The organism is Streptomyces sp. NPDC058221, assembly GCF_042882365.1.
Taxonomy (GTDB): domain Bacteria; phylum Actinomycetota; class Actinomycetes; order Streptomycetales; family Streptomycetaceae; genus Streptomyces.
Map to the genome: position 1 here is coordinate 1 of NZ_JBHVWF010000052.1, position 26,211 is coordinate 26,211.

General features: G+C 72.6%; 21 protein-coding genes and 1 tRNA gene. 17 read left to right on the forward strand and 5 right to left on the reverse strand.

The window, feature by feature from the left end; genetic code table 11:
* The first annotated feature begins 362 nt into the window (after positions 1 to 362).
* The 9 genes from ACFVW8_RS18360 to ACFVW8_RS18400 all read left to right on the forward strand — a co-directional run bounded on the left by ACFVW8_RS18360 (position 363) and on the right by ACFVW8_RS18400 (position 12,833).
* Entirely contained in the window at positions 363 to 1,259 is an 897-nt protein-coding gene (locus ACFVW8_RS18360; protein ID WP_389691129.1) for an FAD binding domain-containing protein, read from the forward strand.
* Positions 1,256 to 2,827: a 2Fe-2S iron-sulfur cluster-binding protein gene (locus ACFVW8_RS18365; protein ID WP_389691131.1), complete on the forward strand. Its 1,572-nt coding sequence runs from the start codon at positions 1,256 to 1,258 to the stop codon at positions 2,825 to 2,827. The genes ACFVW8_RS18360 and ACFVW8_RS18365 overlap by 4 nt, the downstream gene beginning before the upstream one ends.
* Positions 2,824 to 5,169 (forward strand): xanthine dehydrogenase family protein molybdopterin-binding subunit, encoded by a 2,346-nt coding sequence (locus ACFVW8_RS18370; protein ID WP_389691133.1) that lies wholly within the window; start codon positions 2,824 to 2,826, stop codon positions 5,167 to 5,169. The genes ACFVW8_RS18365 and ACFVW8_RS18370 overlap by 4 nt, the downstream gene beginning before the upstream one ends.
* A gap of 67 nt (positions 5,170 to 5,236) precedes the next feature.
* Positions 5,237 to 6,883, forward strand: coding sequence for a PucR family transcriptional regulator (locus tag ACFVW8_RS18375; RefSeq protein WP_389691135.1), 1,647 nt, complete (start codon positions 5,237 to 5,239; stop codon positions 6,881 to 6,883).
* A gap of 184 nt (positions 6,884 to 7,067) precedes the next feature.
* Positions 7,068 to 8,447 (forward strand): diaminopimelate decarboxylase, encoded by a 1,380-nt coding sequence (locus ACFVW8_RS18380; protein WP_389691137.1) that lies wholly within the window; start codon positions 7,068 to 7,070, stop codon positions 8,445 to 8,447.
* The gene (locus ACFVW8_RS18385; protein WP_389691139.1) at positions 8,444 to 9,277 is read left to right on the forward strand and encodes a M55 family metallopeptidase; all 834 of its coding nucleotides are present in this window, start codon (positions 8,444 to 8,446) and stop codon (positions 9,275 to 9,277) included. The genes ACFVW8_RS18380 and ACFVW8_RS18385 overlap by 4 nt, the downstream gene beginning before the upstream one ends.
* Positions 9,278 to 9,392: 115 nt before the next feature.
* Positions 9,393 to 10,832 (forward strand): amino acid permease, encoded by a 1,440-nt coding sequence (locus tag ACFVW8_RS18390; RefSeq protein ID WP_389691141.1) that lies wholly within the window; start codon positions 9,393 to 9,395, stop codon positions 10,830 to 10,832.
* A gap of 253 nt (positions 10,833 to 11,085) precedes the next feature.
* Complete coding sequence (locus ACFVW8_RS18395; RefSeq protein WP_389691143.1) at positions 11,086 to 11,508, forward strand: hypothetical protein; 423 nt, start codon at positions 11,086 to 11,088, stop codon at positions 11,506 to 11,508.
* Between the two features lie 17 nt (positions 11,509 to 11,525).
* Positions 11,526 to 12,833, forward strand: a complete 1,308-nt coding sequence (locus tag ACFVW8_RS18400; RefSeq protein WP_389691145.1) for a hypothetical protein — start codon at positions 11,526 to 11,528, stop codon at positions 12,831 to 12,833.
* Between the two features lie 60 nt (positions 12,834 to 12,893).
* On the opposite strand, the gene ACFVW8_RS18405 is transcribed toward ACFVW8_RS18400, so the two are convergent.
* Positions 12,894 to 12,968 (reverse strand) — tRNA-Cys (locus ACFVW8_RS18405).
* A gap of 182 nt (positions 12,969 to 13,150) precedes the next feature.
* On the opposite strand from ACFVW8_RS18405, the gene ACFVW8_RS18410 reads away from it, so the two are divergent.
* The 4 genes from ACFVW8_RS18410 to ACFVW8_RS18425 all read left to right on the forward strand — a co-directional run bounded on the left by ACFVW8_RS18410 (position 13,151) and on the right by ACFVW8_RS18425 (position 17,188).
* A complete protein-coding gene (locus ACFVW8_RS18410) occupies positions 13,151 to 14,632 on the forward strand; it encodes an MFS transporter (RefSeq protein WP_389691147.1) in 1,482 nt (493 codons plus the stop codon).
* Between the two features lie 41 nt (positions 14,633 to 14,673).
* Complete coding sequence (locus ACFVW8_RS18415) at positions 14,674 to 14,871, forward strand: Arc family DNA-binding protein (RefSeq protein ID WP_382735205.1); 198 nt, start codon at positions 14,674 to 14,676, stop codon at positions 14,869 to 14,871.
* A complete protein-coding gene (locus ACFVW8_RS18420) occupies positions 14,872 to 15,255 on the forward strand; it encodes a type II toxin-antitoxin system death-on-curing family toxin (RefSeq protein ID WP_389691149.1) in 384 nt (127 codons plus the stop codon).
* 151 nt (positions 15,256 to 15,406) lie between these two features.
* Positions 15,407 to 17,188, forward strand: coding sequence for a DEAD/DEAH box helicase (locus ACFVW8_RS18425; RefSeq protein WP_389691151.1), 1,782 nt, complete (start codon positions 15,407 to 15,409; stop codon positions 17,186 to 17,188).
* A 121-nt stretch (positions 17,189 to 17,309) separates the two neighbouring features.
* Here ACFVW8_RS18425 and ACFVW8_RS18430 read toward each other — a convergent pair whose 3' ends face one another.
* Positions 17,310 to 17,861: a hypothetical protein gene (locus tag ACFVW8_RS18430; protein ID WP_389691153.1), complete on the reverse strand. Its 552-nt coding sequence runs from the start codon at positions 17,859 to 17,861 to the stop codon at positions 17,310 to 17,312.
* A gap of 244 nt (positions 17,862 to 18,105) precedes the next feature.
* On the opposite strand from ACFVW8_RS18430, the gene ACFVW8_RS18435 reads away from it, so the two are divergent.
* The 4 genes from ACFVW8_RS18435 (at position 18,106) to ACFVW8_RS18450 (ending at position 24,047) form a co-directional block, all read left to right on the forward strand.
* Complete coding sequence (locus ACFVW8_RS18435; RefSeq protein ID WP_389691155.1) at positions 18,106 to 19,734, forward strand: WxL domain-containing protein; 1,629 nt, start codon at positions 18,106 to 18,108, stop codon at positions 19,732 to 19,734.
* Positions 19,735 to 19,850: 116 nt separating this feature from the next.
* Positions 19,851 to 21,869 carry a hypothetical protein gene (locus ACFVW8_RS18440; RefSeq protein WP_389691157.1) on the forward strand — a complete coding sequence of 673 codons (2,019 nt, stop codon included), beginning with the start codon at positions 19,851 to 19,853 and terminating at the stop codon, positions 21,867 to 21,869.
* A 337-nt stretch (positions 21,870 to 22,206) separates the two neighbouring features.
* On the forward strand, positions 22,207 to 22,848 hold the full coding sequence (locus tag ACFVW8_RS18445) for an IclR family transcriptional regulator (RefSeq protein WP_389691159.1): 642 nt from the start codon (positions 22,207 to 22,209) through the stop codon (positions 22,846 to 22,848).
* A 410-nt stretch (positions 22,849 to 23,258) separates the two neighbouring features.
* Positions 23,259 to 24,047 carry a S16 family serine protease gene (locus ACFVW8_RS18450; RefSeq protein ID WP_389691161.1) on the forward strand — a complete coding sequence of 263 codons (789 nt, stop codon included), beginning with the start codon at positions 23,259 to 23,261 and terminating at the stop codon, positions 24,045 to 24,047.
* Here the strand turns inward: ACFVW8_RS18450 and ACFVW8_RS18455 are convergent.
* From ACFVW8_RS18455 to ACFVW8_RS18465, 3 genes are read right to left on the reverse strand one after another with little or no spacing between them, the layout of a single operon-like run.
* On the reverse strand, positions 23,977 to 25,335 hold the full coding sequence (locus ACFVW8_RS18455) for an MFS transporter (RefSeq protein ID WP_389691163.1): 1,359 nt from the start codon (positions 25,333 to 25,335) through the stop codon (positions 23,977 to 23,979). The two genes, ACFVW8_RS18450 and ACFVW8_RS18455, sit on opposite strands and share 71 nt — an antisense overlap.
* Before the next feature lie 3 nt (positions 25,336 to 25,338).
* Positions 25,339 to 25,542 carry a hypothetical protein gene (locus ACFVW8_RS18460; protein ID WP_389691165.1) on the reverse strand — a complete coding sequence of 68 codons (204 nt, stop codon included), beginning with the start codon at positions 25,540 to 25,542 and terminating at the stop codon, positions 25,339 to 25,341.
* Between the two features lie 15 nt (positions 25,543 to 25,557).
* Complete coding sequence (locus ACFVW8_RS18465; protein WP_389691167.1) at positions 25,558 to 26,172, reverse strand: ArsR/SmtB family transcription factor; 615 nt, start codon at positions 26,170 to 26,172, stop codon at positions 25,558 to 25,560.
* Between the last annotated feature and the right edge of the window lie 39 nt (positions 26,173 to 26,211).

The following is a 26,211-nucleotide window of genomic DNA, read 5'->3' on the forward strand; positions in this document are numbered from 1 at the left end:
GGATTTGGGGGACGCCCGTTCTATGGCGCGCCCCGGTGGGTGTGACCCGGGGCGCGGACGTCACCCGCCCCCCGGGACCCATCGACCGGGGCGGCGGGAACCGCTCCCGCTCCGGCCCTTCCGCCGGACCTCCCGCTGAACGTAGTAAGTCGTACAAGCTCGCTGAATAGTGGCAATTCGCACTCTGCGCCGAAGAGGTGCGAATCGGGATCATCCCCCTGGCCAGGGACGGATACTCCCTTCGCGGACCCTCGCGTCGGGCCGGTCCGAAGATGTGCCAGAGTTGCCACGTCCAGGCTTTGAGCACGTACCGTACGGCGAAACAGACGGGACAGCCGGGACACCGGGAAGGGGCAGCTGGGTTGACCACGCAAGCACCGCAGGCGACGCAGTCCGTCACGCTGCCTGCCTCGCTGGACGAGGCCGTGGCGGCACTCGGCGCCATGCCTGCCGCCGTCCCCGTGGCAGGTGGCACGGACCTGATGTCGGCCGTCAACAAGGGCCTTCTGCGCCCTTCCGGACTGGTCGGCCTCGGCCGGATCAGCGAACTCCGCGGCTGGCACTACCAGGACGGCCACGCACTGCTCGGCGCCGGACTCACCCACGCCCGCATGGGGCGTCCGGACTTCGCCGCCCTCATCCCCGCCCTGGCCGCGTCCGCCCGCGCCGCCGGCCCGCCGCAGATCCGCAACGCCGGGACGCTCGGCGGCAACATCGCCACCGCCGCCCCGACCGGTGACGCCCTGCCGGTGCTCGCCGCGCTGGAGGCCGATCTCGTCATCGCGGGCCCCGACGGCGCCCGCCGCGAGATCCCGGTCTCGCACCTGCTGGCCGGCCGCGAGATGCTGGAGCCCGCCGAGCTGATCGGTTTCGTCCGGGTACCGCTGCTGCACGCCCCGCAGGTCTTCCTCAAGGCGACCGGCCGCACCGGCCCCGGCCGGGCCACCGCGTCCGTGGCGATCGTCCTCGACCCGGCCCGGCGCGGCGTGCGCTGCGCGGTCGGCGCCATCGCGCCGATGCCGCTGCGGCCGCTGGAGGCCGAACGCTGGATCGCCTCGCTGATCGACTGGGACGGCGAACGGGGCCTGGCGCCCGACGCGCTGGCGGCCTTCGGCGAGTACGTCGCCGCGGCCTGCATCCCGGACGAGGCGCCGCCCGCCGACGGGGGAGAGGCACCACCGCTGCCCCCCGCAGTACTGCACCTGCGGCGCACCGTCGCCGCGCTGGCCCGACGCGCGCTGGGGAGGGCACTGTCGTGAGCAACGAGGACCACGCCGAACAGCACGGGGGATGGGAGCCGACCCCGCAGAGCGGCGAGTACGACGCGGAGGCGACCGCCTTCGTCCACCTGCCGCCGGAGGACCTGGCGAACGCCCCGCTGGCAGCGCCCGGCCAGGGCTACGTACCGCCGATGATCGTTCCGCTGACCCCCGCGGCCGGGCTCGACCCGGCGGCCACCGGCAGCTGGGTCGTCCAGACACCGAGCCGGGAGCCCTCGCAGGGCAGCGGCCCGGAGGCGGAGCAGTCCGTGCCCGAGGCGGTGCACTGGCCGGACCCGAACCAGCAGCAGACGCCGTACGAGACGCCCTACGGGTACCCGGGGACCGGGCAGCAGCCGCAGGCGCCCGGGGAGCAGTACGGGGACCAGTACCGCGAGAACCCGGCCGCCACCGGCCAGTGGAACTTCGCCGAGTCGGCCGAGCCCGCCGGGCACACCGGACAGTGGCAGATCCCGGTCGCCGACGGCGATCTCCCGGAGGAGTCGGGCGAGTTCTCGGCCTCCGCACTGGCCGCGGGCTGGTACGCGGACCGGCCGGCCACCCTGCCGGGCGGGGCGCCCGCGCCCTGGGCGACGCAGGCGCCGGAGCCGGAGCCGGAGCCGGAACCTGAGCCCGCGCACACCCCGCCGCTGGGCACGGACCTCGGCGGTGCACCGGACGAGCCGGCCGACGCCGTGGACCGGGCCCCGGACGAGGACACCGGGGCGCCGTCCCCGGAGGCTTCCGCGGAGGAGCCCGACGCCGCACCCGAAGACCTGCCGGAAGCCGCACTCCAGGACGCACCCCCGCTCGACGCGGGTCCGCCCGGGACCGGGTCCGCGGCGACCGGACCGGACGCCGAAGCGACCGCGCTCCCGGACTCCGAGGCCACCGACCCCGTGCCCGGCGACCCCGACCCCGAGGCCGCGGACGCCGTGCCCGCCGCAGGGCTCGACCTGCCCAGCGAGCACCCCTCCGCCTCGTACGTGCTGCATGTGAACGGCGCCGACCGGCCCGTCACCGACGCCTGGATCGGCGAGTCGCTGCTCTACGTGCTGCGCGAGCGTCTCGGCCTCGCCGGCGCCAAGGACGGCTGCTCGCAGGGCGAGTGCGGGGCCTGCAACGTCCAGGTGGACGGCCGTCTCGTCGCCTCCTGCCTGGTCCCCGCGGCCACCGCGGCGGGCAGCGAGGTCCGTACCGTCGAAGGTCTGGCCGTCGACGGGGAGCCGTCCGACGTCCAGCGGGCGCTGGCCGGCTGCGGCGCGGTCCAGTGCGGCTTCTGCATCCCCGGAATGGCCATGACCGTCCACGACCTGCTGGAGGGCAACCACGCCCCCAGCGAGCTGGAGACCCGTCAGGCGCTCTGCGGCAACCTCTGCCGCTGCTCCGGTTACCGCGGCGTCCTGGACGCGGTGAACGAGGTGATCGCGGGCCGCGAGGCGGCCTCCGACGCGGCCTCGGCATCCGCACCGGAATCCGCCGGACAGGACGAGGCCCGCATCCCGCACCAGGCGGCCCCGGGCGCGGGTAGTGTGCAGGCCCATCTGCAGGACGGAGGCATGGCGTGAGCAACGACGCAGCCACCGCGGCCGGCGCGACCCACACGGCGATCAGCATCCCCTCACTGGACGGCCCCGGCGGCCCCGAGGGCGAGCAGCCGCTGCTCGGCCTGGGCGCCTCGCTGCCGCCGGCCGACGCCCGCGCCAAGACCGAGGGCACCTTCCCGTACGCCGCCGACCTGTGGGCCGAGGGACTGCTCTGGGCGGCCGTGCTCCGCTCCCCGCACCCCCATGCCCGCATCCTGTCGATCGACACCTCGGCCGCGGTCGAGATGCCGGGCGTACGCGCGGTCGTCACCCACGAGGACGTGCCCGGCGAGAGCGACTACGGACGCCGCGTCGTCGACCGTCCCGTCTTCGCCTCCGACCTCGTCCGCCACCACGGCGAGCCGATCGCCGCGGTCGCCGCGGACCACCCCGACACGGCCCGGCTGGCCGCAGCCGCCATCGCCGTCGAGTACGAGGTGCTGGAACCGGTCACCGACCCGGAGAAGGCCTTCGCCGCCGAACCGCTGCACCCCGACGGCAATCTGATCCGCCACATCCCGCTGCGCTACGGCGACCCGGAGATCGTGGGCGAGGTCGTCGTCGAGGGCCTGTACCGCATCGGCCGTCAGGACCCGGCGCCGATCGGTGCCGAGGCCGGGCTCGCCGTCCCCCGCCCCGACGGCGGCGTCGAGATCTACACCGCCTCCACCGACCCGCACACCGACCGTGATCTGGCCGCCGCCTGCTTCGGCCTCGAACCGGACCGGGTGAAGGTCGTCGTCACCGGTGTCCCCGGCGCGACCGGCGACCGCGAGGACCCCGGATTCCAGCTCCCGCTGGGCCTGCTCGCCCTGCGCACCGGCTGCCCGGTCAAACTGGCGGCCACCCGCGAGGAGTCCTTCCTCGGCCACGCGCACCGTCACCCGACCCTGCTCCGCTACCGCCACCACGCGGACGCCGAGGGCCGTCTGGTGAAGGTCGAGGCCCAGATCCTCCTCGACTCCGGCGCGTACGCCGACTCCTCGTCGGAGTCGCTGGCCGCCGCCGTCGCGTTCGCCTGCGGCCCCTACGTCGTCCCGCACGCCTTCATCGAGGGCTGGGCCGTCCGTACGAACAACCCGCCGTCCGGCCATGTCCGGGGTGAGGGCGCGATGCAGGTCTGCGCCGCGTACGAGGGCCAGATGGACAAGCTGGCCGCCCGGCTCTCCATCGACCCGGCCGAGCTGCGCCTGCGCAACTCCCTGTCCACCGGCGACATCCTGCCCACAGGACAGACGGTGACGTGCCCGGCGCCCGTCGCCGAACTCCTCCGTTCGGTACGTGACTTCCCGCTCCCCTCGCTCCCCAAGGACTCCCCGCAGGACGACTGGCTGCTGCCGGGCGGCCCGGAGGGCGCGGGCGAACCCGGCGCGGTGCGGCGCGGGGTCGGCTACGCGCTGGGCATGGTCCACATGCTCGGCGCCGAGGGCACCGACGAGGTCTCCACCGCCACGGTCCGGGTCCACGACGGAGTCGCCACCGTCATCTGCGCCGCGGTCGAGACGGGCCAGGGCTTCTCGACACTGGCCCGCCAGGTCGTGCAGGAGACCCTGGGCATCGAGGAGGTCCACGTGGCCGCCGTCGACACCGACCAGCCCCCGGCGGGACCGGCCACGCACGGCCGCCACACCTGGGTCTCCGCCGGCGCGGTCGAACGCGCCGCGAAGATGGTCCGCACCCAGCTGCTCCAGCCGCTGGCCCACAAGTTCGGCATGTCCACCGAGCTCCTCCAGATCGCCGACGGCAAGATCACCTCGTACGACGGAGTGCTGTCCACGACCGTCACCGAGGCGATGGACGGCAAGGAGCTCTGGGCCACCGCCCAGTGCCGCCCGCACCCCACCGAGCCGCTCGACGAGTCCGGCCAGGGGGACGCCTTCGTCGGCCTCGCGTTCTGCGCGATCCGTGCGGTGGTGGACGTCGACGTCGAACTCGGCTCGGTCCGCGTCGTGGAGATGGCCGTCGCCCAGGACGTCGGCCGGGTCCTCAACCCGTCCCAGCTGGCGGCCCGTATCGAGGCGGGCATCACCCAGGGCATCGGAACCGCCCTGACGGAGAACCTCCGCACCGCACGCGGTCTGATCCGGCACCCCGACCTGACGGGCTACGCGCTGCCGACCTCCCTCGACGCGCCGGACATCCGCATTGTCAGACTCGTCGAGGAACGTGACGTGGTGGCCCCCTTCGGCGCCAAGCCGGCGTCCGCGATCCCGGTGGTGACCTCCCCGGCCGCGGTGGCCGCCGCGGTCCGCTCGGCCACCGGCCGGCCGATCAACCGCCTCCCGATCAGACCCCAGGCGGCGGTCGCGGTACCCAGGTCCTGATTCCGGCGCCCCGGCGCAGTGACGGGGGCCATGGCAGGCCGCGGCGGCATGCGGCGAGTATGGGCGGATGCACTTCTCCGGAACGGATGGCACCGACCACGGCCCCACGCTGGCGCAGCTCCTCGAACTGATCGCCGCCGGGACACTCGACCTGGTCGTGGCACCCCGAGGCACCGGCGTGTCCGTGTCCGACGTGGTGCTGCACGATCCGGGCGAGGAACGGGACGAGGAGGCCTGGGCGGCCACCGGGCTGGTGCTGCTCGCCGTCGGGGTGGAGGTCGCCTCGCCCGGGGCGGTCGATGTGCTGCGCGCCGCGGACCGTGCCGGGGCGGCGGCCGTGGTGATGCGGCGCGGCGCCCGGGGACCCGGCACGGCGCTGCTGGAGGCGGCGGAGCGGGGGCGCACGGCGTTGCTGACCCGGCGGCCGGGACAGGGCTGGACCGAGGTGCTCGGCCAACTGCGGACCGCACTGGTGCACAGCGCCGCGGACCGTTCCGGGGATGCGGGCGGCGTCGGCGGGCTGCGGCTGGGAGACCTCTCGGGCCTGGCCAACACCGTGGCGGACCTCGTCGGCGGCGCGATCACGATCGAGGACCCGCAGTCGCGGGTGCTGGCGTACTCACGCATGGACCACGAGCCCGATCCGATGCGCAGGCTCACGATCCTCGGCCGGGAGGTGCCGCGCTGGCGGGTCGTCGAGCTGCGGGAGAGCGGATTCTTCCAGGCCCTGTGGAACACCGACGACGTGGTGCGGCGCCCCGCCGACGACCGGTACGCGGAACGCCTGGCCGTCGCCGTGCGGCACGGATCCGAGGTACTCGGCTCGATCTGGGCCGCCGCCGACGGGCGTCCGCTGGCCGAGGACGCGGTGGCGGCGCTGCGGACGGCGGGCCGGGCCGCCGTCCCGCATCTGTCGCACCACCGGACGTGGGGGCGGGCCGCCGCGCGGGCCCGCGAGGGAGCGGTCCACGCACTCCTGGCGGGAAGCGCCCAGGCGGCGCACGACGTCGGGATCGTGCGGGGCCGGCCGTACGCCGTGATGGTGGCGGAGGTGTACGAAGGGCGGGAGCCCGCGCCGGAGGAGGTCGGGCAACGGGTGCTCGACGTCCTCGCGCTCCAGGCAGCCGCCTACCGCCCGGGCTGCGTGACCGCGCGGTCGGGGCAACGGCTGTACGCCCTGGTGCCTGCCACGGACGGTGAGACGGACCCCGCCCGCACCCTGCTGGCGACGGTCCGTTCCGTGCCCGGGGGCGTGGTCTTCGCCGGTGCCGGGCCCGTGGTGGCGGACCTGGCGGAACTGCCCGCCTCCCGGGAGGCCGCGGAGCTGGTGGTACGGGTGCTGGGGGAGCGGGCCGCACGGCTGCCCGCCGCCGGGGCGGGGTCGGAGGTGGCCTCGTACGCGGAGGTGGCGGCCGAGGCCGCGGTGCTGCGACTGCTCGACCGGGTGGAACCGCTGTGGGAGACGCTGTCGGGGCCGGTGCACGCGATGCTGGAGCACGACCGGGCACACGGCGCGCGGTACGGCGAATCGGTCGCCGCGTACCTGGATGCCTTCGGCGACACGGCCGCTGCCGCGCGACGCCTCAATGTGCACTCCAACACCCTGAGGTACCGGCTGCGCAGGGCCCGGGAGCTGTTCGGCCTGGATCTGGCCGACCCGGCCGTGCGGCTTCTGGCGGACGTCGGACTGCGCCTGGGACGCCGTACCGGCTAGGCCGTGGAGGTCACCAAGACGCATTCCATGATCATTCAGCTGTGAGTGCGGACAGGGGATCCGGCCGGTCCTGGTCGCTTGGGACGAAGACATGCCGGGCTCCGCACACCGAAGCTGGGCACAACGGCCCGCGGCTGGACGAGCGCGGTGCACGAGCGGTCCATCACAGAGGAGTGTGTTTCAGGTGACATCCGGTCCGGCCCACCGGCGCAAGCGCGCCCGCGAGGCGGCGCTCGCGCGCGCCGTCGATGAGGGGCTGCTCGGCCCCGGCTCGCCCCTGGTCGGCCTGCTCGACGTCGACGGGGTGCTGGCCGCGGTGGACGCGCTGAACGAGGCGTTCGAGGGACCGGCCACGGTCCACCACACGTTCGCGGCCAAGGCCTGCGGACTGGTGCCCGTACTGCGGTTGCTCGCCGAGGCGGGCATGGGCTGCGAAGTGGCCTCGCCGGGCGAGCTGGAACAGGCCCTCGCGGCCGGCTTCAGCCCGGACCGGCTGGTCTTCGACAGCCCGGCGAAGACGGTCGAGGAGCTGGAGTTCGCGCTGGAGCACGGCATCGCGATCAACCTGGACAACTTCCAGGAGCTGGAGCGCGTCGACCGGCTGCTCGCCGGACGCGAGCCCGCCGGACCCATCGGCCTGCGGGTGAATCCCCAGGTGGGAGCCGGTGCCATCGGGGCGATGAGCACCGCGACCGCGACGTCCAAATTCGGTGTCGCGCTGCGCGACCCGGGAGCCGTGGACGCGGTGATCGACGCCTTCGCCCGGCGGCCCTGGCTCAACCGCCTGCACGCGCACGTCGGCTCCCAGGGCTGCCCCCTGCCGCTCATCGCCCAGGGGGTCGCTGCCGCGTACGACCTGGCCGAGCGGATCAACGAACAGCTGGGGCACGCCCGGATCACCGGCCTGGACATCGGCGGCGGCCTGCCCGTCAACTTCGACAGCGAGGACGACAGCCCCACCTACGCCGACTACGTCGCCGAGCTGCGCGGCGCCGCCCCCGGGCTCTTCGACGGCCGCTACACCCTCGTCACCGAGTTCGGCCGCTCACTGCTGGCCAAGAGCGGCACCATCGGCTCGGTCGTCGAGTACACCAAGTCGGCCGGCGGCCGGCAGATCGCGGTCACCCACGCCGGAGCCCAGGTGGCCACCCGCACGGTGTTCATGCCCGACGCCTGGCCCCTGCGCGTCGGCGTGTTCGACGCCGGGGGCCGCCCGAAGGAGGGGCCTCTCCAGATCGTGGACATCGCGGGACCGTGCTGCTTCGCCGGGGACCTGACCGCGACCGCCCGCGAACTCCCGGCGGTCGACCCCGGGGATGTGGTGGCGCTGTACGACACAGGCGCGTACTACTTCTCTTCGCACTTCTCATACAATTCCCTGCCCAGACCCGCTGTATACGGATATCGCGCGGATTCTGCCGGCCAGGTACGTCTCGCTGTGGTCCGTGAGGCCCAGAGCGTGCGCGAAGTCGTCGAGGAGAGCGGCCTCTCCCACGCGGACGCCCTCGTGGCGCTGTGCGCGGACGGGCCGGAGCAAGGAACGACGAAGGAGGTGGCGGGGTGAAGCGTGTTCTCATATCCGCCGACATGGAAGGGGCGACGGGCACCGTCTCCCCGGCGGACGTGGCAGCGGGGACGCCTCGCTACGAACGCTTCCGTCGGCTGCTCACCCGGGACGTCAACGCGGCGGTCGCGGGGTTCGCGGACGCGGGCGCGGACGAGATCGTCGTCAACGACGCGCACTGCGGCATGGACAACGTGCTCATCGAGGAACTCGACCCGCGTGCCGTCCTGATCGTCGGCCGGCACAAGCCGCTCGGCATGATGGAAGGACTGGAGGAGGACGTCGACGCGGTGGCGTTCATCGGCTACCACACGGGTGCGGGCGAGCAGGGCGTCCTCGCGCACACCTACCTCTCGCACAGCATCCTCGGGGTACGCATCGACGGCGAACCCGTCGGCGAGGGACACTTCAACGCCCTCGTCGCCACCGAGGCGGGCGTCCCCGTCGTTCTCGTCACCGGTGACGACGTGACCTGCCGCGAAGCCGCCGGGTACGCCCCCGGCTGCCGGACCGTCACCGTGAAGAAGGCGATCTCCCGGCACGCGGCCGTCTGCCGCACCCCCGCCGTCACGGCGGCGGACATCCGCCGTGAGGCCGCGGCGGCCCTCTCGGCGCCGCCGCCCCGCCCCGTTCCACGCCCCGCACCGCACGTGGTGGAGGTCGACGTGGACAGCCCGCACCTCGCGGACCGTGCAGGCGCGCTGTCCGGAGTCGAACTGTCCGGCCCCCGGACCGTCCGGATGGAGACCCCCGACGCCGTGACGGCGCTGCGCCGCTTCCGGGCGCTCAGCTGGGTGATCGGAAGCGGTCGCGAGGGCGACTGGACCTGAGAACACCGCGGCAGGCCCGGACCGAGCCGCCCGGCCGCGCACCTTCGACGGCACGCCCCCTCCTGCCCGGGGTGTTCCGCACCCCCGTACGACGTTGCCCATGACTGGAGCTGCCATGAATTCATCCGCACCGCAGAGAGAGCCGCAGAGCCCGCAACCGGAACTCAGCCGCTCCCTGCGCAACCGCCACATGTCGATGATCGCGATCGGCGGTGCGATCGGCGCCGGGCTGTTCGTCGGCAGCGGTTCGGTGATCAAGACCGCCGGCCCCGCCGCGATCGTGTCGTACTGCCTGGCCGGCGCACTCGTGCTGTGCACCATGCGGATGCTCGGCGAGATGGTCGTGGCGAAGCCGTCCGCGGGCTCCTTCGCCGACTACGCCCGCACGGCCATCGGGCCGTGGGCGGGCTTCACCATCGGCTGGCTGTACTGGTACTACTACGTCATCATCGTGGCCGTGGAGGCCGTCGCGGGCGCGGCGATCCTGCACGCGTGGCTCGACCTGCCGCTCTGGGTGCTGGCCATGGGCCTGATGGTCGTCATGACGGCGACGAACCTGCTCTCCGTGAAGTCGTTCGGCGAGTTCGAGTTCTGGTTCTCCTCCGTCAAGGTCGCCGCGATCGTGGCCTTCCTGATCGTCGGCGGTCTCTACGTCTTCGGCGGCTGGCCGGACTCGCACTTCGACTTCTCCAACCTGACCGCGCACGGCGGCTTCACGCCGAACGGCTTCACCGCGATCTTCTCCGCGATCGTCGTGGTCATCTTCGCGTTCGGCGGAGCCGAGATCGTCACCATCGCCGCCGCCGAGAGCAAGGAGCCCGAGCGTTCGGTGGCCCGTGCCACCACCGGGATCATCTGGCGGATCGTCCTCTTCTACGTCGGCTCCATCGCCCTGGTGGTCGCCATCGTGCCGTGGGACAGCGCCCAGGTCCTGGCCAGTCCGTATGTCGCGGCGTGGAAGATCATCGGGCTCCCGGGTGCGTCCACCGTGATGGACGTCGTGATCCTCACCGCCGTGCTGAGCGTGCTCAACTCCTCGGTCTACGTCTCCTCGCGGATGCTGCGGGCACTCGCCACCCACGGCGACGCCCCCACCTGGCTGGTGGCGACGAACAAGCGCCAGGTCCCGGTCCGCGCGATCCTGGCCGGCACCGTGGTCGGCTGGATCTCGGTGCTCCTGGCCTACCTGTCGCCGGACACCGTCTTCACCTACCTGGTGAACTCCTCGGGTGCGATCGCCATCTTCATGTACCTGATGATCGGCGTGTCCCAGCTGCGCATGCGCCGCCGGCTGGAGCGCGAGGAACCCGAGCGGCTGACCCTGCGCATGTGGCTCTTCCCCTACCTCACCTGGGTGGTGATGGCCGGCTTCGCCGCTGTGCTGGTGGCCATGGCCGTCATCGCCGACCAGCGCACCCAGTTGCTCACCAGCGTCGGCAGTCTGGCCGTCGTTCTCGTCGCGTACGCGGTGCGCAGGGCGCGCGGCAGCGGTCCGGTGCCGTCCGGGACCGGGCGCGAGGGCGCCTCGGAGCCGGACTCGGTGTCCGCCGGCTGACTCCGCCGACCGCCCGCCCCGCCGGGATGCATCCCTCCGGCCCTCCTGGACGCGCCGGTTGACGCGCGGGTTGACGCACCGGATATTCGCATTCCGAACCCTGTGGGGAACGTGACCCGGTGTCCCCTCTCGGGCGTCACGTCCTGGGCGCCCGACGGACGCCGTTCGCCGGATTGCACCCGCAATCCGGCGCCGCGCCGGGTCGGTGCTGCTGCCTAAGGTGATCTCCGGAGCACTTCACGGGGAGACTGCTGTGACGCCGATCCATCCTGGTCCTGGCGCGGGGCCGGCCGCGCCGGACACCCGCGGCGAACTGGTCGCCGAGCTGTCGTCGTTCACCGCCTTCCGCGACCGCGTCGACGAACTCCTGCGCGGCCTCGGGGCATCCCCGGCGGCCCCGGGGAAGCTCGGCGCGGACCCCCTGGGCCGCGGGCGGCTGGGCGGCGGCCGGGGCAGCTGGGCCGAGGCGGACGCGCTGCACGGGGCGTACCGCGGCGTCATCGACGAATTGGAGCGGCTGTCCACGCTGCTGTCCGACTCCATCGAGGGCCTCGGCATCGCCGTCCTCGCCTCCCACCAGGGCTACGAGAGAGTCGACGTGGACGTCCGCGACCGCGCGCTCGCCATCAGGAGGCACACGAACGGCCACCCGGCCGCGAAGCCGGCGGCGCTGTGACCACGGACTTCGAGCGCATGACGCACGAGGAGATGCTGCGGTGGCTCGACGAGGCCGCCGATGGCGAGGTCCGGACCGCTGCGGACCGGCTGGTGGGCGCGGTGAAGGAGATCCGCCGCATCGCCGAGGAGCTGAGGGTCCGCCCTCAGCGGGTGGAGTGGAGGGGCGAGGGCGCCGACGCGTTCCGCACCTGGAGCGCGGACCTGGCCAACGCGACGCTGCGCCTGGGGGATTACGGCGAGGGTGCCGCGAAGTGGCTGACGGAGGCGTCGGAGGCCATCGCCTCGGCCCAGGCGTCGATCCCCCGCCCCGGCACCCGCCCGAGCCGCGACGCGGCCCTGGCGACGAGGAACGACCCGACCGCGCCTGCGGCCGAACGGCGCTCGGCGGAAGCCCTCCTCACCGCGGCGGAGGAGGACCGCCAGGAGGCGGCGGCCCAGATGCGGAGGCTGGCCCAGACGTACGAGCTCTCGGCGTCGCAGCTTGCGGCCCTGGAGCAGCCGGTGTTTCCGGCGCTGCCGGCGGAGGTCCTGCCGGAGGGCGGGCCGCGAGCGAACGGTGAGCGCCGGTACGTGGCCGCGGTGGCCGGCGGCGGTGGCGTGTCGCACGGGGGCCTGTCCGGCCGGGCGGCACCCCCTCACGCGGAGACGGCCGGTGGCGCGGCCGAGGCCCAGGGCATGCGGCCGCCGGTCACCGGCCCGCAGGCAACGCCGGTGACCATGAGCATCGACGGGGTCGCCTCCCTTCCCGCGCCCGCGCCGGACTCCCCGACGGTCCCGGCGAGTTCACCGGGTGCGAGCGGACCGGGCGCGGGTCTCCTGCCTCCGGTGCCTCCGGGGCTTTCGGCGCCTCATGTCATGTCTGCCCGACCGGTCTCCCCCGGCCGGGGGACGGCCCGGCCGGGGCCCGCTCCCGCCGGATCGCGCGTACCTGCGCAGCCCGAAGGGCCCCAAGGGGGAGCCGGAGTCGCGCCGGCCGGCTCCGGTACAGCCCTGCCGCGCGGGCGCGGCATCAGCGGGGGCCGTGCCGTGGCGCACACTCCGGATCGCCCGGCGGTGGCGCTGCCACGCGGCACGGTGGCCGGGGGAGAGGGCGCGGACCGCGGTCCCGCCGGGCCGGTGGGGGGAAGCGGCGCCGTGGGACGTACGGGGGCGGCGCACCCCTTCACGCCCGGTGGCTCGGGCCTGGTGCGATCCGGCAGCGCGGGCGGTGCCGCCAGGCGCGGTGCACCGCGTTCCGGCGGGCGGCCGGACGGCCTCACCGAGGACGAGGAGACCTGGCAGCAGCCGCCGGGCCGAGGCCTTGTGCCGCCGGTAGTCGAATGAGGGGGCGTGCGCCACAACAGGAACCGCCCGCCCCTCAGACGAGGGACGGGCGGTTCCGTGTGGAGGCCGTGACCGGAATCGAACCGGTGTAACTCGAGTTGCAGTCGAGCCCCTAAGCCTCTCGGGCACACGGCCGTGCGTTGTTCTTGTCCCGACCGTATGCCCCGGCGCCCGCGACGCCAAGGGTGCCGGCGCCCCCGCAACGGGACTGCCATACGGCGTTCACGATCGGCCGGCCGGTCCTACGACCAAGGGACGAGCACAGGAGCGACTCACGACAGGGTTCACAGCGGATATTGCCCCTTACTCTAGGGCTCATGACCGCCCTGGAACCCCGTGACGCCGAGCTCTCGGCACGCACCCACCTCACCGAAGAATCGCGCGGGACCACTGTCGCGGCGGCGCAGGAAGGAGTGCTCGGGCGGACCTACCGGGCACTCAGCATCGGCATCGTCTCCGTCGTCTTCCTGATCGCCTTCGAGGCGACCGCCGTGGGGACCGCGATGCCGGTCGCCGCACGTGAGCTGCACGGCATCCCGCTGTACGCGTTCGCGTTCTCGGCGTACTTCACCACCAGCCTCTTCGCCATGGTGCTGTCCGGGCAGTGGGCCGACCGGCGCGGGCCGCTGGCGCCGCTCGCCACCGGGATCAGCGCCTTCGGACTGGGTCTGCTGCTGTCCGGGACCGCGGGCACCATGTGGATGTTCGTCGCGGGGCGCGCCGTGCAGGGGCTCGGCGGCGGCCTGGTGATCGTCGCGCTGTACGTGGTGGTCAGCCGCGCCTACCCGGATCCGCTGCGGCCGGCGATCCTGGCCGGGTTCGCCGCGAGCTGGGTCATCCCGTCGGTGGTCGGGCCGTTGGCCTCCGGGAGCGTGACCGAGCATCTGGGCTGGCGCTGGGTCTTCATCGGCATCCCGGTCCTGGTGGTCTTCCCGCTGGCGCTCGCGCTGCCCGCGATCCGGCGGATGGCGTCGGGGCCCGCGGACCCGGCGGCGCCCGTCGAGCGGTTCGACCGCCGGCGCATCGTGCTCGCGCTGGGCATCTCGCTGGGCGCGGGACTGCTCCAGTACGCCGGGCAGGAGCGGAACTGGTTCTCGCTGCTGCCGCTCGTCGCCGGGGTCGCCCTGCTCGTCCCGGCGGTCCGCGGTCTGCTGCCCCCGGGCACCGGCCGGGCGGCGCGCGGACTGCCCGCGGTGGTGCTGCTGCGCGGCGTGGCGGCCGGGTCGTTCATCGCCGCCGAGTCGTTCGTCCCGCTGATGCTGGTCACCCAGCGCGGACTGTCCCCGACGCTGGCCGGACTCTCGCTCGCGGCCGGCGGCGGTACCTGGGCGCTGGGTTCGTTCGTACAGTCCCGGCCGCGCCTGGAGCCGTACCGCGAGCGGCTGATGGTGGGCGGCATGGTGCTGGTCGCCGCGGCGATCGCGACCGCGCCCGCGGTGCTGATCGACGGGGTGCCGGTCTGGACGGTCGCCGTGGCCTGGGCCGTCGGCTGCTACGGGATGGGCACGGTGATCGCGTCGACCAGCGTGCTGCTGCTGAAGCTGTCCGCGCCGGAGGAGGCGGGGGCGAACTCCGCGGCCCTGCAGATCTCCGACGGCCTCTCCAACGCCCTGCTGCTGGCCGCCGGCGGCGCGGCGTTCGGCGCGCTCGGCGGGGGAGCGGTGGGCGCCGTGCACGAGGCCGTGGAGGCGGGGGCCTCCGGCTCGCACCCGGGGGCGTTCGCGGTGGTCTTCCTGCCGATGGCGGGGGTCGCGGTGGTGGGGGCGTGGGTGGCTACGCGGGTGCGGAGCGCAAAGTAGTACCAGGTGGACCCCGCTAGTGGTACCGTTTCGGTATGGCAATGAATCTGCGTATGCGCGAGGATCAGCAAGAGGCGTTGAAGCTCCGGGCTGAAGAGGAGGGCCGGAGCATGCACGCCATAGTGCTTCAGGCGATCGACCGGTATCTGGAGGTCGAAGCGGATCGGGAGTCGGTAAAGCGGCTCGGAGCCAAGTACGCGGTGGGTCACGCCGACCTGCTGCGACGGTTGGGGGAGTAGGTGAAGTATCTGACAGTCCAGGAAGTCCTGGACCTTGCGGAGCTGGCCTGCGAGGGGCAGCAGGTCGCCGTGCGCGACCTGGGTCTGCTCAGTTCGGCGGTGCACCGCCCGCAGTCGGCCATGTTCGGCGTCGAGGCCTACACGGATCTCTTCCAGAAGGCTGCGGCGCTGTTGCAGTCGCTTGCGGTGAACCATCCTCTTGTGGACGGCAACAAGCGCATGGCCTGGATGTCCACGGTCGTGTTTCTCGACTTCAACGGGACCGAAATGCTCGACATCGACCAGGACGAGGCGTACAAGCTCGTCATTGAAGTGGCGATGGGCAGTCTCGAAGACGTGGAGCGGATCGCAGACCGCTTGCGGGCACTGCGCGACGCCATGTGACCCCGGTCTCGCGGGGTTGCATGGCGGTGTCGTTCATACGTGGGCCGGACCGGGTCACCGGTAAGGTGGCCCGGTTGTCGTATCGCGTGCGAGCCCGTCCCGGCCCGTGCGGACAGCACCACACGTACCCGAGAGACCCGAACCGGAGACCGTGACTACTACCGCCTCCCACCACCTCTCACCCGCCTTTCCCGGCCGCGCCCCCTGGGGGACGGCCGGCAAGCTGCGAGCCTGGCAGCAGGGCGCCCTCGAGAGGTACGTCCAGGAGCAGCCGCGCGACTTCCTCGCGGTCGCGACCCCCGGCGCCGGCAAGACCACGTTCGCGCTGACCCTCGCCTCATGGCTGCTGCACCACCACGTCGTGCAGCAGATCACCGTCGTGGCACCGACCGAGCACCTCAAGAAGCAGTGGGCGGAGGCGGCGGCCCGGATAGGGATCAAGCTCGACCCCGACTACAGCGCCGGCCCCGTGAGCAAGGAGTACCACGGGGTCGCGGTCACGTACGCGGGTGTCGGGGTCCGTCCGATGCTGCACCGCAACCGGTGCGAGCAGCGCAAGACCCTGGTGATCCTCGACGAGATCCACCACGCCGGTGACTCGAAGTCCTGGGGCGAGGCGTGCCAGGAGGCGTTCGACCCGGCGACCCGCAGGCTCGCGCTCACCGGTACACCGTTCCGCTCCGACACCAACCCGATCCCCTTCGTCGCGTACGAGGAGGGCAACGACGGGATCCGGCGCTCATCGGCCGACTACACCTACGGCTACGGCAACGCGCTCGCCGACGGCGTCGTCCGCCCCGTGATCTTCCTCAGCTACAGCGGCAACATGCGCTGGCGCACCAAGGCCGGGGACGAGATCGCCGCCCGGCTCGGCGAGCCGATGACCAAGGACGCCATCGGGCAGGCCTGGCGCACCGCGCTCGCGCCCACCGGTGAGTGGATCCCCAACGTGCTCAGCGCCGCCGACAAGCGGCTCACCGAGGTCCGCAAGGGCATCCCGGACGCCGGCGGTCTGGTCATCGCGACCGACCAGGAGTCCGCCCGCGAGTACGCCAAGATCCTCAAGAAGGTCACCGGCGAGAAGGCGACCGTGGTCCTCTCCGACGAGAAGGCCGCGTCGAAGAAGATCGATCAGTTCACCGACGACGGATCGCGCTGGATGGTCGCCGTCCGCATGGTGTCCGAGGGGGTCGACGTGCCGCGCCTCGCGGTCGGTGTGTACGCCACCACCATCTCGACGCCGCTCTTCTTCGCCCAGGCCGTCGGCCGCTTCGTGCGCTCCCGCAGGCGCGGCGAGACCGCCTCGGTCTTCGTGCCGACGATCCCGATGCTCCTCGACTTCGCCAACGAGATGGAGGTCGAGCGGGACCACGTCCTCGACAAGCCCAAGAAGGGCAGCGACGAGGAGAACCCGTTCTCCGAGGAGGACAAGCTCCTCGCCGACGCCGAGAAGCTGGAGGACGAGGAGACCGAGGAGCAGCTGCCCTTCGAGGCCCTCGAATCCGACGCGGTCTTCGACCGGGTGCTGTACGACGGTGCCGAATTCGGCATGCAGGCGCACCCGGGCAGCGAGGAGGAGCAGGACTACCTCGGGATCCCCGGGCTGCTCGAACCCGACCAGGTGCAGCTGCTGCTCCAGAAGCGGCAGACCCGGCAGATCGCGCACAGTCGCCAGAAGCCGGCCTCCGAGGCCGATCTGCTGGAGAAGGCGGCCGAGGACCGGCCGGTGGTCACGCACAAGCAGCTGCTGGGGCTGCGCAAGCAGCTGAACACCATGGTGTCGGCCTACACGCACCAGAGCGGCAAGCCGCACGGGGTCATCCACACCGAGCTGCGGCGGGTCTGCGGCGGGCCGCCGAGCGCGGAGGCCACGGCCGGGCAGATCGAGCAGCGGATCAAGAAGGTCCAGGAGTGGGCCACCCGGATGTCCTGAGCCCGCACGGGCACGCGGGCGCACCGGCCCGGGGCACAGGACAGCCGTCCTGGCCCCGGGCCGGCGTCATGAACGGCACCGGCTCATGGGGCCGGGGCCGGTGTCATGAGTGGAGCCGCCGCTACCAGACGAACGGTGCGGACTGGGCGGTCGTCGCCACGCACGGCACGGTGGCCGACGTCGGGGACGAGGCCACGATCTGCAGCGACCAGTTGGTGGCGCCCGGGGGAGTGGGCAGCACCACGGAATCGGTGCTGTCCCCGGCCGCGAGCGTGCCGGAGGTGAGTTTGAGCGGGCCGAGGGTGATCGGGTTGCCGCCGCTCAGACCGGGATTGGTCTTCGCGGAGAACTGGACCTCACTGGTGACGCCGCCCGAGGTCTTGCTGAGCTTGAGCGTCGTCGTGATGCTGTTCGGGTCGGCGCTCGTGCCGGCCGGCATCGTGATCGCCGTCGACGTGATCTTGATGGTCTTGCTCGTGCCCGAGTCGGCGGCGGTCAGCGTGGCGACACCGCTGCCCCAGGAGCCGCAGTCGTAGGTGGCCGTCGCGGTGAGCGGGCCGACTGCCGAGGCCGAGGGGGAGGACAGCGCCAGCAGCGCGCCCGCGGAACACGCCGCGCTCAGTACCAGCGGCAGCCGTCTTCGGCTCGATGTGTGGCCTGAAGAGATCGACATGACGGGTGGAACTCCTTCCGGTTTGAATTCCGTGGATTCGCCGGGCCCGGCATGTCGGGTGCAGTGAAACGGTGATCTTCAAAGATGTCAACAGATGTGCAGGAATGGCTTTCTGAAATGCTTTTCGGGCATTTCCGAAAGGATCAATCGGGTGTCTCTTGACTTCTCTGCACCGGACCTCCTCAATGTGCGCAATCAATGGGCCATGAAAGGGTGTCAGGTGATCCGACGACGAAGACCCGGCATGACCGGTCTGCTCGCTGCCTGCTTCGTGCTGTCGCTGGGCTGTGTCGGGGCCGCCGCACCGCTTCCCCCGCCCGTCTCCGTCGCGGTGGCGGCAGCGGCCGGCACGGTCACCCCGACCGTCCACTGCACCCTGCCCGCGGGCCAGGGTGAGGCGACCGGGCCGCAGGACATGAACGTCGAGCTGTCGCCCGCGGTCGTGGCCCCCGGCGGCAAGGTGCACGCCAAGGTGACGCTCGGGGCATCCCCCGCCACCAGCGCCATCGCCCTGGACGACGTGCCGACCATCCCCAGCCTCGACCTCGCGATGTCCGGCGGGGCCACCGGCACCGTCACCGTGCGCGGCGCCGAGTTCACCATGGACGTGCCCGCCGGGGTGCCCATCGAACTCCCCGCGTACGAAGGGGACTTCCTGGTGCCGGCGGACGCCTCCGGGGAGATCTCACTCACCCCCGTCCGCACCCTGACCCAGACCAAGGTGCTCGGATCGGTCTTCGAGACACCGTGCGACGTGGTCGGTGGGACAGACAGCGTCGGCACCGTCACGGCGGAGGGTTCCGCGGCCGAGCCCGCCACCCTGACCGCACCCGGTGACCCGGTGCGCCCGAACACCGCGGTCAAGCTGCAGGGTTCGCAGTGGACCCCGGACGCCACGCCCGTACCGTCGCTCTGCGCCGTGGGCGGTGGCGGCTGCGATCCGCTGAAGTTCGTCTCCCACACCCTGCGGATCGACCCCTACGGAACGCTCACCGGCACCGCGACCCTCGGCGAGGCCGGGGCGGTGCCCGACGGCAGTTACGAGGTGAAGGTCAACGACGGCACGAAGGAGGCCACCGCACCCCTCACCGTGAAGGCCGTCGCGGCGGGGAACCGCGAGATATCGCTGTCGTCCGACAGCGGCCCGGTCGGCAGCGTGGTCACCGTCAGCGGCCGGAACTACAACCCGGACCGCTGGATCAACGTCATCGGCCTCGACGGGGCGGGCACCGCGCTCGACGACAGTGCGGTCTACGTCAAGAGCGGCTCCGACGGCACCTTCACCGTCGAGTTCACCGTCATCTCCGACGCCGTCGCCGCCGTCCAGGCCGACGAGGGCAACGACCCGGCGACCGTACGCACGGCGCCGTTCACCGTCACCACCGAGGGCGGCGGGGACGACGGAGGTGAGGCCGATCAACGGCTGAACACCGAGGTCAGGGCAGGAACACTGTCCATGACCCAGGCCGGCGACACCGTCGACTTCGGCACCACGGTCCTGGGTGCGGGCACCGGTGAGCAGAATGCCCGGCTCAACCGGGTCGAGGTGGAGGACGCCCGCGGCGTCAACAGCGGATGGTCGCTGACCGCCACCCTGAGCCGCTTCACGAGCACCGACGGGAACACCATCCCGGCCTATGCCGTGCGGTGGACTCCGGCCTGTTCGGCACAGGACGGGAGCGTGGGGACACCGGTGGCCGGAGCGCCCACGGCGCTCGGGAGCGAGGCGGCGAGCCTCTGCCGGGTGGATCCGGACGGATCACGTCCGTTCACCGGCGGGAAGTTCGACGCCGATGCGGATCTCGGCCTCACGGTTCCCGAATTCACCCGGCCCGGAGATTACAGCGCCACCCTGACCCTGACCCTGCTGTAACGAGGTCCGGGAAAGTCCTGCCGGACGCCCGCCCGCTCCATACGGCAATGGAGCGGGCGGGCGTTTCCCATTCCGCATTCGGATCATTCCCATTCCGCTTTCTCTGGAGGAGCCGCATGTTCGCGTATCGCAGACCCGTCGGTACGAGAAGACCGGGCGGTTCGGCATTACGCCGCGCCGTCGCCCTCGGCACCGGAACCCTGCTCGTCTGGACCGGCGGAGCCCTCGCCCTCGCACCCCTCGCCCGGGCCGGCACGGTCACCCCGACCGTCCACTGCACGCTGCCGGCCGGCCAGGGCGAGGCGACCGGCCCGCAGGAGATGAGCGTCGAACTCTCGCCCGACGTCGTCGACCCGGGCGGCAAGGTCCACGCGAAGGTGACGCTCGGCCCGTCCCCCGCCACGAGTGGGCTCAGCCTCAGCGATGTGCCCACCACCCCGAGCATCGACCTCGCCATGTCCGGCGGCGCCACCGGCACGGTGACCGTCACAGGACCCCAGGTCTCCCTCGACATCCCGTCCGGGAAACCGATCGAGATCCCGCCGTACGAGGGGGACTTCCTCGTCCCCACCGACGCGAGCGGGCCGGTCTCCTTCACCCCGGTGCGCAATCTGACCCGTACGAAGGTGCTCGGCTCCACGTACGAGACACCGTGCGACGTGACGGCAGGCGGCGGCTCCGTCGGCACCGTGACCGTGGAGGGCAGCGCCGGACAGCCGGCCACCCTGGTCGCGCCCACCACGCCGGCGCGGCCGTCCACCTCCGTGGCCCTGTCGGGCAGCCGGTGGACCGCGGGCGGCACGCCCGTGCCGTCGCTCTGCGCGGCGGACGGCGGCGGCTGCGACCCCGGGAAGTTCGCCTCCTCCACTCTCGCGATCGACGGCTCCGGGCAGTTGACCGGCAACGCCGTGCTCGCTGAGGCGGGCGCGGTGCCGGACGGCTCGTACCTGGTGAAGGTCGGCGACGGTACGAAGGAGGCGACCGCACCCCTGACGGTCCGGGCCTTCGTCCCCGACGGGCCCCGCGCGATCGCGCTGTCCCGCGCCAGCGGGCCGGTCGGCAGCGTCATCTCCGTGACCGGCGGCAACTACTTCCAGGACCGGTGGATCAACACGGTCGGCCTCGACGCGAGCGGGGCGACCCTCGACGACACCGCCGTCTACGTGAAGAGCGACCCCGACGGAAAGTTCGCGGTCGACTTCACCGTCTCGGATCCGGCGATCGTCGCGATCCAGGTCGACGAGGCCAATGACCCGGCGACCGTACTGACCACGCCGTTCACCGTGACCGAGGCCACCGCGACGCTCTCGGCGGGCGCGGCCAAGGTCAAACCGGGCGGGGCCATCGCCGTCTCCGGTGACGGCTGGCCGTCCGGTGTCACCCCGGCCGCCGCGCTGTGCGCCACCGACGGCAGCGGCTGCGACGCGGCCGGGATCAGCGCCGCCACGCTCCGGGTCGCCGCCGACGGCACCCTCACCGGCACGGTCACCGTCGCCGGATCCACCCCGCGCGGCGTGTACGCGCTCCGCGTCACCGCGGGCGGTTCCGAGGCCCTCACCCAGCTGACGGTCTCCCCGACGTACCTCGTCCTGACCCCGGCCTCCGGACCGAAGGGCACCGCCGTCACCGTTCTCGGACAGGGCTTCGCGAAGGTGGCGACCGTGTCGATCGTCGGGCTGCGGGCGGACGGCTCCCAGACCTCCGACCCGGCGAAGACCAAGGTGGTCGGCCTCGACGGGGCGTTCTCGCAGACCTTCACCGTCAACGCGGCCGACACCGTCGCGATCCGGGTCCGCGAGGTGCTCGTCAACCCGCGTACCGAGACGGCGGCGTTCACCGTCCAGGACGGCACGGCCCCGGCCGGACCGTCCTTCGCGCTCTCGCCGCCCGAAGGACCGGTCGGCACGGTGGTCCAGGTGACCGGCCGGGGCTTCGCGCCCGTCGCCACGGTCTCCGTGACCGGACGCACCGCGGACGGGAAGCAGACGTCCGACTCCTACGTCACCCGGGTCATCGGACTCGACGGCACGTTCGCCCTCAACTTCACCGTCCGGGACCCGGCGACGAAGGCGATCCGGGCCTGCGAGGTCCTGGTGAACGGTAAAACAGTGCAGCAATTGTTCACGGTGAGTTAACGACGGTTCACCTCCGGTCTACGGAGCGTCGCGAGGGAGTCGGCCGACATGGACGCGCGTAGATGCGCGCCGTTCGGCCGACGCCTCGCTGACCGGCACTTATGCTCCTTCGGCACAAGCGCTTTTCCGCAGGCGCCCGGATTCTGGACGAGGTCTTCCGCTGAGCGGACTGGCTCGCTACTGTCCCAAAAATGTGAACGCCCCGTGGCAACGCCGCCGCGGAGCGCAGCCGGTGCCTTGGCCAGGCCGGCGGCCTCTCCGTGCGTCGCCGCTGGGACCGGTGGCGCACAATCCGTGGGAACCAGCCGCCGCCGCTCACCAAAGAGGAGAGGGCGTCGTGACCGCGGAGACCTCCCAGACGCTCGACCGAGGACTGCGTGTCCTCAAGCTGCTTGCCGACACCGACCACGGACTGACGGTCACCGAGTTGTCCAACAAACTCGGCGTCAACCGCACCGTGGTCTACCGCCTGCTCGCCACGCTGGAACAGCACACGCTGATCCGGCGCGACTTGGGCGGACGGGCCAGAGTGGGCCTGGGCGTGCTGCGCCTGGGCCGTCAGGTGCATCCGCTCGTCAGGGAAGCCGCGCTGCCCGCGCTGCGGTCCCTGGCCGAGGACATAGGTGCCACGGCCCACCTCACGCTCGTCGACGGCACGGACGCGCTCGCGGTCGCGGTCGTCGAACCGACCTGGACGGACTACCACGTGGCGTACCGGGCCGGCTTCCGCCATCCGCTCGACCGGGGTGCCGCGGGCCGGGCGATCCTTGCCGCCCGGCGGAAGCCCGTGGGCGAGACCGCGTTCACGCTCACCCACGGCGAGCTCGAAGCGGGGGCGAGCGGTGCGGCGGCCGCGCTGATGGGGGTGACGGGGGTCGAGGGCAGCGTCGGTGTGGTGATGCTGGCCGACGCGGTTCCGGAGCGGGTGGGGCCTCGTGTGGTGGACGCGGCCCGCGAGGTCGCCGACGCGCTTCGCTAGCGCGGCTGCCCCGGGCCCGCCCGGCCCTGCGGGCCCCCAAGCCCGTCCGGTGCTGCGGGCACCCCCCAGGCCGTCCGGTGCTGCGGGCACCCCCAGCCCGTCCCGTGCTGCGGGCACCCCCAGCCCGTCCGGCGTTTGAGGACGGAACCGTGCAGGGCGGGGGCCGGCTCCCTGTGTGCGGGGTTGCCCCGGCGCCCCGGTTCCGCCCTCAAACGCCGGGCGGGCTGAAAGATGCCCTCAATCGCCGGGCGGGCTTGGTGTGGCCGGGCGGGCCGAAAGATGGGCCGGGCGGCTGAAAGATGGGCCGGGCGGGCTTGGTTTGGCCGGGCGGGCTGAAAGATGGGCCGGGTGGGCTTGGTTTGGTCGGGTGGGCCGAAACGGGGCCGGGCGGCCCCGGTTAGATTGGGCGGGTGCTCACACGTCTCTCGCGCCCCCGCACCCTCGCCCTCTGCGCCCTCCCCGTCCTCGCCCTCTTCGGCGTGGCCGCCTTCGCGCCGCTGCCGTTCACGCTGGCGCAGCCCGGTACGACGGCGAATGTGCTCGGGGACGATCACGGCACCCCCGTGATCAGCATCAAGGGCACCCCCACCCGGCCCACCAAGGGCCAGCTGCGGATGACGACGATCGTGGCGACGGCGCCCACGGCCGATGTCGGCGTCGGTGACGTGATCGACAGCTGGTTCCGGACGGACCGGGCGGTCATGCCCCGCGACTCCGTCTATCCGACCGGCGGCTCCGAGAAGGAGATCGAGAAGCACAACCTCGACGACATGGTGGAGTCGCAGGACTCGGCGGTGGGTGCTGCCCTGCACTATCTCGGCAGGAAGCCCGGCTCCGTCGACGTGACCCTGCACCTCGCCGACGTGGGCGGCCCGAGCGCGGGTCTGTTCTTCGCGCTCGGCATCGTCGACAAGCTGGACGGCGACGGCTCCGGAGGCGATCTCACCGGCGGCCGCACCGTCGCGGGCACCGGCACCATCAAGGCGGACGGCGAGGTCGGTGCGGTCGGCGGCGTCTCGCTCAAGACGCAGGCGGCCCGCCGGGACGGGGCGAGCGTCTTCCTCGTACCGAAGGCCGAGTGCAAGGAGGCGCACGCCGAGCTTCCCGACGGGCTCCGGCTGATCCCGGTCACGACCCTGAAGGGCGCGGTCTCCTCGCTGCGGGCGCTTGATCACGGGGGCAAGGTTCCGAGCTGCTGACCGGCGGACCGGCAAGGCCCGGTGGACCACCCGGCGCCGCGGCCGGTTCGTCGTCCATCGCCCGCCAGGCCGGAAAGACCAGCGGGCTCAGCGTCGCGAGCAGGTACACCCCGCCCATCGCCAGCAGCGCCCCCGACGCGCCCGCGCTCTCCACCAGCAGGCCCGCCGCCAGCCCGCCCACCGGCATGGCCAGCTCGCACCCGGCGGTGATGGCCCCGGACACCCGGCTGCGCAGCTCGTCGGGGACACTCCGATAGATCACCGTCGTCAGGATCGGGTTCAGGACGCCGCCCGCGACCCCGCTCAGCACCATCGTCACGGCGAGCGGCAGCGTCGTCCCGGTCAGCGCCGCGACCAGGAACCTCGGCGCCCCGCACAGCACCACGCAGACGCTGAACACGGTCCGCCGTGAGTAGCGGTGCCCCACCGCCCCGTACAGCAGCGCCCCGGTCAGTCCGCCCGCCCCGAACAGCGCGGTGAGCAGCCCGAGATCCCGCGCCCCGCCCAGCTCGGCCGACGCGTGCACCGGCAGCAGGACGGCGTTCCAGCCCTGGTCGGTGCCGTTCATGAACAGGACCATCACCACGACGCCCAGCAGCAGCCGGTTGCCGAGCAAGTAGGCGTAGCCCTCGCGCAGTTCGCGCCGGTAGGTGCGCAGCGAGACCGATGCCGCGGCCTTGACCGGTTCCGCCGCGCGAACGCCCCGCACCCCTGCCGCGATCAGCGCGGCCGAGGTCAGGAAGGTCGCCGCGTCCAGCAGCAGCACGGTCTCCGCGCCGACCAGGGCGATCAGCACTCCGGCCAGCGCCGCCCCGACCATCCGTGCCCCGCGCGATGCCGCGTCGAAGAGGCTGGCGGCGCGGGCGAGGGTGATGCCGGCGCGTGCGGCGAGGTCCGGCACCAGCACGTAGCGCGCGGTGCTGCCGGGGGTGTGGACCAGTCCGTTGACGGCCATCAGGGCGCACAGCATCCAGAAGGCGAGCGCGTCGGCGTAGTGGAGCAACGGGACTGCGGCGACGGCGAGTCCGCACGCCAGGTCGGAGGCGACGGAGACCCGGCGCCGTCCGGTCCGGTCGATGAGGGGCCCGCCGATCAGCGCGGAAACGACGATCGGCAGCGTCGCGCAGAAGGCGACGACCCCGGCCCGGCCGGCGCTGCCCGTGGTCTCCAGGACGAACCACGGAACGCCGATGAGGGTGAGTGAAGTACCGGCGGTAGATATGGAGTTGGCTGCCAGGACGGCGGTCAGCGGCACCCGGTCCTGCTTGTTGGTTCTCCCCCCGTTCACCGGCTACGCCGTTCGGGGCGCGCAGGACGGTGTCGCGGACCGGTCCGGTATCAGGCGCAGGCCCAGTCCGACCATGGTCCAGCCCAGCCTGGTCCGCAGGCTCTTCCGCGGAGCGCGGCAGTGGTGGCCGAGGCTGAAGTCAGCTGCCTGGCGCTGCAGTTCGGCGGAGCGGATGCGGTGGAGCCGAAGGTGCGTGTCGGGATGCATGGCGTGGTGTTCCCTTCAGTCGTTCGGGCGCGGGAAGACGTGCAGATGGGTGCGGACGACGGCGGAGCCCTCGGTGTCCTCCGGGACGCGGTCCCGGTAACTCTCGACGAGTTCGTGGACCTTCTCCGTGAGTTCCAGGGCGAGTTCGGGAGTGAGGCGCATCTTGAAGTCGCTGAGGTCGGAGGAGCGCAGCCACTCCTGGGGCCATTCGTGCATGGTGCCGAGCCAGGTGTTCACCTCCTGGGCATGCGCGGTGGCGATCTCGTGCAGGACGACGCCCATGGCGCCGCGGATCTCCGGGTCCGGGTGGTGGAGGAAGTCCGCGCTGTGGTCGAACCCCGTGCCCATGTGGACGGCCTTCCACCACCGCTCGCGGCCCTTGCCGCGCGCCGGGTCGTCCTCCACGAAGCCGTACGCGGCCAGTTGCCGCAGGTGATAGCTGGTGGCGCCGCTGGACTCGCCGAGCCGGTCGGCGAGCCCGGACGCGGTGGCCGGGCCGAACTCCCGGAGGGTGCTCAGCAGCCGCATCCGCAGGGGGTGGGCCAGCCCGCGCAGGGTGCGGGCGTTCACCATGTGGATGTCGGGGGTGCCTGCCGGGGTGCCGCTCTGCCCTGCCTCGTTCTCTGCCATGTCCCGACCATAGAGTTACAAAGGAAGCTTTGCAACAGG